A 6,658-nucleotide genomic window follows, 5' to 3' on the forward strand; every position below is an offset into this window, starting at 1 on the left:
CAGCTCAAAGCGGCGGCCGACCCCACGGAAGTCGGCCAGAGCGTTGGCAATAGTGGATTCCTGTATGCCCACCTTGCTGGCGATGCCGATGGCGGCAAGGGCATTGAGGACGTTGTGGCGGCCGGGGATGCCCAGTTCTACGTCCAGCCAGTGGACATAGTCGCTGTCCACCCGCCGCCACACGGCGAAGCGACTGCCGATGCCGTGCACGGCGACATCGCGCGCTTGCAAATCCACATCGTCACCGAAGCCGTAGCGCAGTACGGGGGTGCGCAATTCGGGGATGAGGCCGGCGACCATGGGTTCATCGGTACAGAGGACGGCGAGGCCGTAGAAGGGCAGACGCTGGAGAAATTGCAGGAAGGCGCCGCGCAAATTATCGAGGCTGTCGCCGTAGGTTTCCATGTGATCGGCGTCGATGTTGGTGACGACGGCCATGACGGGCGAGAGATAGAGGAAGGATGCATCAGATTCGTCCGCTTCTGCCACCAGATATTCGCCACTGCCGAGGGCGGCATGGGTGCCTGCGCTCTTCAAGCGGCCGCCGATGACGAAGGTGGGGTCCAGTCCGCCAACGCCGAGAATACTGGCCACCAGGCTCGTGGTGGTGGTCTTGCCGTGGGTGCCGGCGATGGCGATGCCCTGCTTGAAGCGCATCAACTCCGCCAGCATCTCGGCGCGGCGGATGACGGGGATGCGCAGTTCGCGGGCGGCTTGTACCTCTGGATTGCTTTCGGGAATGGCCGAAGAAATCACGACCACATCCGCGCCGCGCACATTGGCCGCTTCGTGGCCGCTGAAAATCCGCGCCCCTAAGTCCGTCAGGCGCAGAGTGGAACTGCCGGGATGCAAATCGGAGCCGGAGACGGCATAGCCGAGATTCAACAGCACTTCGGCGATGCCGCGCATGCCGCTGCCGCCGATGCCGACCATGTGGATTTGGCGGACCCAGTTACGCATTGTTGCCTCCGTCATATTCTACGCACGCTGTCGCAACGGTGGCGGCGGCGTCGCCCTTGGTCTGCGCGCGCGCGGCTTCTGCCCAGCGCAGGCGGAGTGCGGCGTCGGTCAGCAAGGGGTTCAACACGTCGCGCAATTGGATGGCGTCCAGTCCCTCCTGACGCAGCATCCTGGCCGCACCGGCCTCCTCCAGAAAATGGGCGTTGGCGGCCTGATGGTCGTCCACCGCGAAGGGAAAGGGGATCAGGACGGCGCCGAGACCAGCGGCGGCGAGTTCGGCGATGGTGGCGGCGCCGGCGCGGCAGAGGGCGAGGTCGGCCCAACCCAGCGCCGCGGCCATATCCTCTATAAAGGGTTCTACCCGAGCGTCAAGGCCCGCCTGCGTGTAAGCCGCCTGCGTGCTTTCCACGTGATCCTTACCTGTCTGGTGCCAGATGGCAGGGCGCTCGGCAGCGGTCATGCCGCTCAACGCGGCGACACTGACTTCGTTGAGCACCTTGGCGCCCTGACTGCCGCCCATGATGAGCAGGTGCGCCGGCCCTTTCCGGTTGTGGAAGCGTTCCTGCGGTGTCGGCAAGGCGCGAATGGCCGCGCGCACCGGATTCCCCACCCACTCACCGCGGGCCAGACGGGTGCCGGGAAAGCCGAGAAAAATACGCCTGGCCAGCGGGGCCAGCAAACGATTGCTGAGCCCGGCGATGGCATTTTGTTCATGCAGGCAGAGTGGGCGTCCCAGAGTCCAGGCGGCGATGCCGACGGGTGCGGCGACGTAACCGCCCATGCCCAGGACCACGTGGCTCCGGGTCCGCTGCAAAATCTGCCGGGCCTGGAGGATGGCCTTGCTCACCCGCCAGGGTGCACGCAGCCAGCGCCCCATGCCTTTGCCGCGCAGACCCTGCATGTCCAGGGTATACAGCGGGTAGCCGCGTTCCGGCACCAGGCGTGCTTCCATCCCGGCAGCCGTTCCCGCAAAAGCGACCTCCACGCCCTGGGCGCGCAGTGCGTCGGCGACCGCCAGGGCCGGGAAGACATGGCCGCCAGTGCCGCCGGCTGCGATCAGGACGCTGTCAGCCATTCTGGAGTTCCTCCCGGACGACGACTTTGCTTTTGGGCACAGCCGGATAACGGCGGCTGACGCCGAGGACGACACCCAGGGCTGCGCAGAGGAAGACCAGGGCGCTGCCGCCGTAACTGATCAGCGGCAGGGCAAAACCTTTGGTCGGCAGAGCGCCGAGATTCACGCCCATGGACATAACCGCCTCGCCCCCAAACCAGGTCAGCGTGCCGTAACAGAAAAGAGCGAAGAAGGCATCACCGGCCGCCGCGGCACGGCGGCCGACGTGGTAGATCCGCCAGCAGGCGATGCCATAGAGAATCGTCAGGGACCACACCCCGATCATGCCGAGCTCTTCGCCGATCACCGCCAGAATGAAGTCGGTATAGGATTCGGGCAGGTAGAAATATTTCATTACCCCGTCGCCCAGACCGACTCCGAAGAGGCCGCCACGCCCAAAGGCAATGAGAGATTGCACCAACTGGAATCCGGCCCCGTAAGGATCTGCCCAGGGGTTTTGGAAGGTCGTGATGCGAGCCAGGCGATAAGGCGCTGATATGGCCAGGATTCCGAGTGCGCTACCCGATACGGCGCCGGCCAGGATGACGTAACCCAAGGGCAGGCCGCCCAGAAAGAGCATCACTCCGGTGAGGAGCACCACCATCGCGTAAGAGCCGAAATCCGGTTGCAGGAGCAGGAGCACACCCAGCAGACCGAGCACCACAAAAATCGGCCAGAGCCCCTCTTTGAAACGGCCCAGCAACTCCCCCTTACGTACCACGTAGCGGGCGAGGAAAAGCAGCAAGGCAAATTTCAGCAACTCGGAAGGTTGCAGGCGGACAATGAGGAAGTTGATCCAGCGATGGGAGCCATTCACCGATACGCCGACAAATGGTATGAAAACAATAAGTAGGGCGATGATGGAAAGGCCCATCAGTGGGAAAGTGATGCGCTCCCAGAAATCCAGATCAATGCGGCTGGCGTAATAGAGTATCGCAGCGGCAAAAATGCCGTAGAGGCCCTGCCGCTCGGCAAAGAAGAAAGGATTGCCGGTCTCGTGCTGGGCGATGGGCGTGCTGGCGGAGTAGACCATGATGAAGCCGAAGCCGAGCAAGGTCAGAATGACCCACCAGAGAACATAATCGGCAGGGCCGTCTTCCGCTAACCACCAACTTGGCCTGGTCATGCCACTCTCCCCGTCACGGTCTGCACGGCTGCGGCAAACTGACGGCCGCGATCCTGATAATCGATGAACATGTCCGTGCTGGCACAGGCAGGTGAGAGCAGTACCTGGTCGCCACTCCGCGCCATCTCCGCTGCCGCCTGTACCGCCGCTGGCATGCTGTCGGCAGCTTGCACCGGTAACACGTCAGCCAGCAGCGCGGCTATTTGCGGGCCATCCTTACCAAGGACGACGGCCCCCCGTTGACCGCGACAGGCTTCCCGTAGCGGACTCAGGTCGGCCCCTTTGGCATCGCCGCCCAGGATCATCACCAGGGGTCCCGGCAAGCCGGACATGGCTTTGAGGGTGGCGCCCAAATTGGTGCCCTTGGAGTCGTCGTAGTAGTTCACCCCGTTCACCTCAGCAATCCAGGCGAGGCGGTGGGGCAAACCGGAGAAATTGCGCAAGGCCTGCCGAATGGCGGTAAGTGGGATATCCACGGCGCGCGCGAGCAATGCCGCCGCCAACGCATTTTCGGTGTTATGCCCACCGCGTAGCAGGAGTTGATCCAAGGCCAGCAACGGACCGTCGGCGCGCAGGCAGAGCTGACCATCGGCGGTATAGGCGTCGCGATCGCCTGCCCGTCCAAAGAACCGCAGTTGCACCCCTGCCGGAACCTGAGCGGGGAGGGCGGCGGTAAAGGTGTCTTCGGCATTCAGTACCAGGGTATTCCCCGCCCCCATCGCCTGGAAAACGCGCGCCTTGGCGGCACCATAGGCCGTATAATCGCCGTGCCAATCCAGATGGTCGGGGCTCAGGTTGAGGATGGCGGCGGCGCGTGGGCGAAAATGTTGGCAGGCAGAGAGCTGAAAGCTGGACAGTTCCAGGACATAGAGATCCGGCTCGGGACCCGTTTCCGGCAAAAGGTCGAGGGCGGGGATGCCGAGGTTGCCACCGACGGCGGCGCGTAGTCCGGCGGCTTGTGCCATCTCGCCAAGCAAAGAGGTGACCGTGCTTTTGCCATTGCTGCCGGTGATGGCGACGATGGACGTCCGGGCGATACGGCCGAAAAGTTCGATATCGCCGATGATCTCTATGCCCGCTTGTCTGGCGCGGAGCAAGGCGGGCAATGTCGGCATCAGTCCTGGGCTGAGCAGAATGATATCCGCACCCAGGAACAGGTCTTCGGGAAGATCGCCAAAATGGAAATCGACGTCTGGGTAACGTTGCCGCAAATTGGCGGCGTCTTCTAGCCGGCGCGTGTCCGCGACCTGGCAACGGGCGCCCAGGCGCAGGGCGGTGCGCAAGAGGGAATGTCCCGTCTTGCCCATGCCGGCGATGTATGCCTTTTTGCCGTTGAGGTCCATGTCAGCGTATCTTCAGGCTGGAAAGACCGACGAGGACCAGAATCACGGTGATGATCCAGAAGCGGACCGCCACCCGGGGTTCGGGCCAGCCTTTTTTCTCAAAATGATGGTGCAGGGGCGCCATGCGGAAGACCCGTTTGCCGGTGAGCCGGAAAGAGGCCACCTGGATGATGACGGATAAGGTTTCTACCACAAAAACGCCGCCCATAATGACCAGCACGAGTTCCTGACGGGCGATGATGGCGACGATGGCCAGCGCCGCGCCCAGCGCCAGGGCGCCGGTATCGCCCATGAAAACCTCGGCCGGATACGTGTTAAACCAGAGAAAACCGAGTCCCGCGCCCACCAGTGCCCCGCAGAAAATCAGCATTTGTCCAGAGCCCGGCACCCAGGGCACATCCAGGTAGTGGGCGAAGACCGCGTTGCCGGATACGTAAGCGAATATTCCTAAAGCCGCTGCGACCATGACTGTCGGTACAATGGCCAAGCCATCCAGTCCGTCGGTCAGGTTGACGGCATTGGAGGTGCCGACAATCACGAAATAACTGAACAGGATGAAGCCGATGCCCAGCGGGATCAGTACATGTGGTACAAAAGGCAGGATCAGGCTGGTCTCTATCGGCTTGTTGGCCAGGGCGTAGAGCATACTCGCCGCGGCGAAGGCCACCAGCGACTGTAAACCATATTTGGCCCGCGCCGAGAGTCCTTTGCTGTTTTTGCGCCGCAGCTTGCGCCGGTCGTCGCTGAAGCCGATGGCGCCAAAGGCCAGGGTAGTGAGCACCGCCACCCAGACCAGCGGATTACGCAAATCCGACCAGAGCAGCGTCGTCAGGACGACTATCAGCAGGATCAGGGCGCCGCCCATGGTGGGTGTACCCTGTTTGCTCAGGTGGGTTTCGGGGCCGTCATTGCGGACCATCTGACCGATTTTGTACCGACGCAGGCGGGCGATAAAGAAGGGGCCGATGAACAACGAGAGGAGCAATGCGGTAAGGACGGCCAATACGCCGCGCAGGGTCAGATAGTGAAACACGTAAAAGCCGTGATAAAGGTTGCCGAGTTCCATAAAGAGGGCGTAGAGCATCAGGCGTCCCCCCCGGTTAGTGCCTGTACGACGCGTTCCATGTGGGCGGCGCGGGAGCCTTTGATCAGTACCACGGTGTCTCCGTCCAGGCGACTTTGCAGGGCAGTTAGTAAAGGGGGCAATTCGGAGAAGGCTTCGGCGTCGACGCCGAAGGCATCGGCTGCTTCTGCTGCCAGCGGGCCGAGTGTGTAAAGGCGCTCAATACCGAGTTGCCGCGCCAGTGTCCCCGCCTGCCGATGGTAAAGTGCGGCTTCGGGACCGAGTTCACCCATGTCACCCAGGACGAGAATGCATTGGCCGCCCTGCGTGGCGAGCACGCGCAGGGCGGCCTCCAGAGAAGCCGGATTGGCGTTGTAAGTGTCGTCGAGAAGCCGACTGCCATGAAGGCCGGAGCGCCACTGTAAACGCCCAGGGATGGTCTTCAGTCCGGCCACCGCCCGTTGAATCTGCGGAATGGGAATATCGAGCGCCAGCGCCGCGGTCGTGGCCGCCAGGACATTGCGGCCATTGTGTTGACCGGGCAAGGGAATCTCCAGAGTGAATTGCCCTTGCGGAGCGCGCACCTCCAGATGTCCGCCACCCTGTTCGTGGGCGTGCCAGTGTCCGCGTACCCGCGTCGGGCGATGCTCCAAGCTGAAGCGCCAGACTTCGCCCGGCGCCCGTTCCGACCAGAAATCCGCGAAAGGGTCATCGCCATTGAGGATCGTGATACCGCGATTGTCTAGGCCGGAGAGAATTTCGCCTTTGGCTGCGGCAATGGCGGCAACGCTGCCGAGACCCTCCAGATGCGCGGGGGCGGCATTGTTGATCAGGGCCAGAGTGGGCCGCGCCAGCCCGCTGAGGAGGGTGAGTTCGCCGGGGTGATTCATGCCCATTTCCAGCACCGCGTAGCGATGCTCCGAACCGAGTCTGGCGAGCGTCAGAGGCACGCCGACGTGATTATTCTGATTGCCGAGTGTGGCAAGCACCGGGCCGGACTCGTTAAGAATGGCGGTGAGTACCTCTTTGACCGTCGTTTTGCCGCAGGAGCC

The 6,658-nt window shown here is 62.8% G+C and carries 6 protein-coding genes; all 6 read right to left on the minus strand.

Annotation, left to right across the window (positions count from 1 at the left end; translation table 11 throughout):
* The coding region (gene murC, locus HF921_RS00040) for a UDP-N-acetylmuramate--L-alanine ligase (protein ID WP_215893066.1) at positions 1-960 on the minus strand (960 nt) is incomplete at its 3' end.
* Entirely contained in the window at positions 953-2,035 is a 1,083-nt protein-coding gene (murG, locus tag HF921_RS00045; RefSeq protein ID WP_215893067.1) for an undecaprenyldiphospho-muramoylpentapeptide beta-N-acetylglucosaminyltransferase, read from the minus strand. The genes murC and murG, both read right to left, overlap by 8 nt.
* On the minus strand, positions 2,028-3,200 hold the full coding sequence (gene ftsW, locus HF921_RS00050) for a putative lipid II flippase FtsW (RefSeq protein WP_215893068.1): 1,173 nt from the start codon (positions 3,198-3,200) through the stop codon (positions 2,028-2,030). The genes murG and ftsW overlap by 8 nt, the downstream gene beginning before the upstream one ends.
* Positions 3,197-4,543, minus strand: a complete 1,347-nt coding sequence (murD, locus tag HF921_RS00055) for a UDP-N-acetylmuramoyl-L-alanine--D-glutamate ligase (RefSeq protein ID WP_215893069.1) — start codon at positions 4,541-4,543, stop codon at positions 3,197-3,199. The genes ftsW and murD overlap by 4 nt, the downstream gene beginning before the upstream one ends.
* A gap of 1 nt (position 4,544) precedes the next feature.
* On the minus strand, positions 4,545-5,627 hold the full coding sequence (gene mraY / locus HF921_RS00060) for a phospho-N-acetylmuramoyl-pentapeptide-transferase (protein WP_064218188.1): 1,083 nt from the start codon (positions 5,625-5,627) through the stop codon (positions 4,545-4,547).
* On the minus strand, positions 5,627-6,658 hold a 1,032-nt coding region (locus HF921_RS00065), incomplete at its 5' end, for a UDP-N-acetylmuramoyl-tripeptide--D-alanyl-D-alanine ligase (RefSeq protein WP_215893070.1). The genes mraY and HF921_RS00065, both read right to left, overlap by 1 nt.

This window comes from Acidithiobacillus ferriphilus, assembly GCF_018854775.1.
Classification (GTDB): Bacteria; Pseudomonadota; Gammaproteobacteria; order Acidithiobacillales; family Acidithiobacillaceae; genus Acidithiobacillus; species Acidithiobacillus ferriphilus.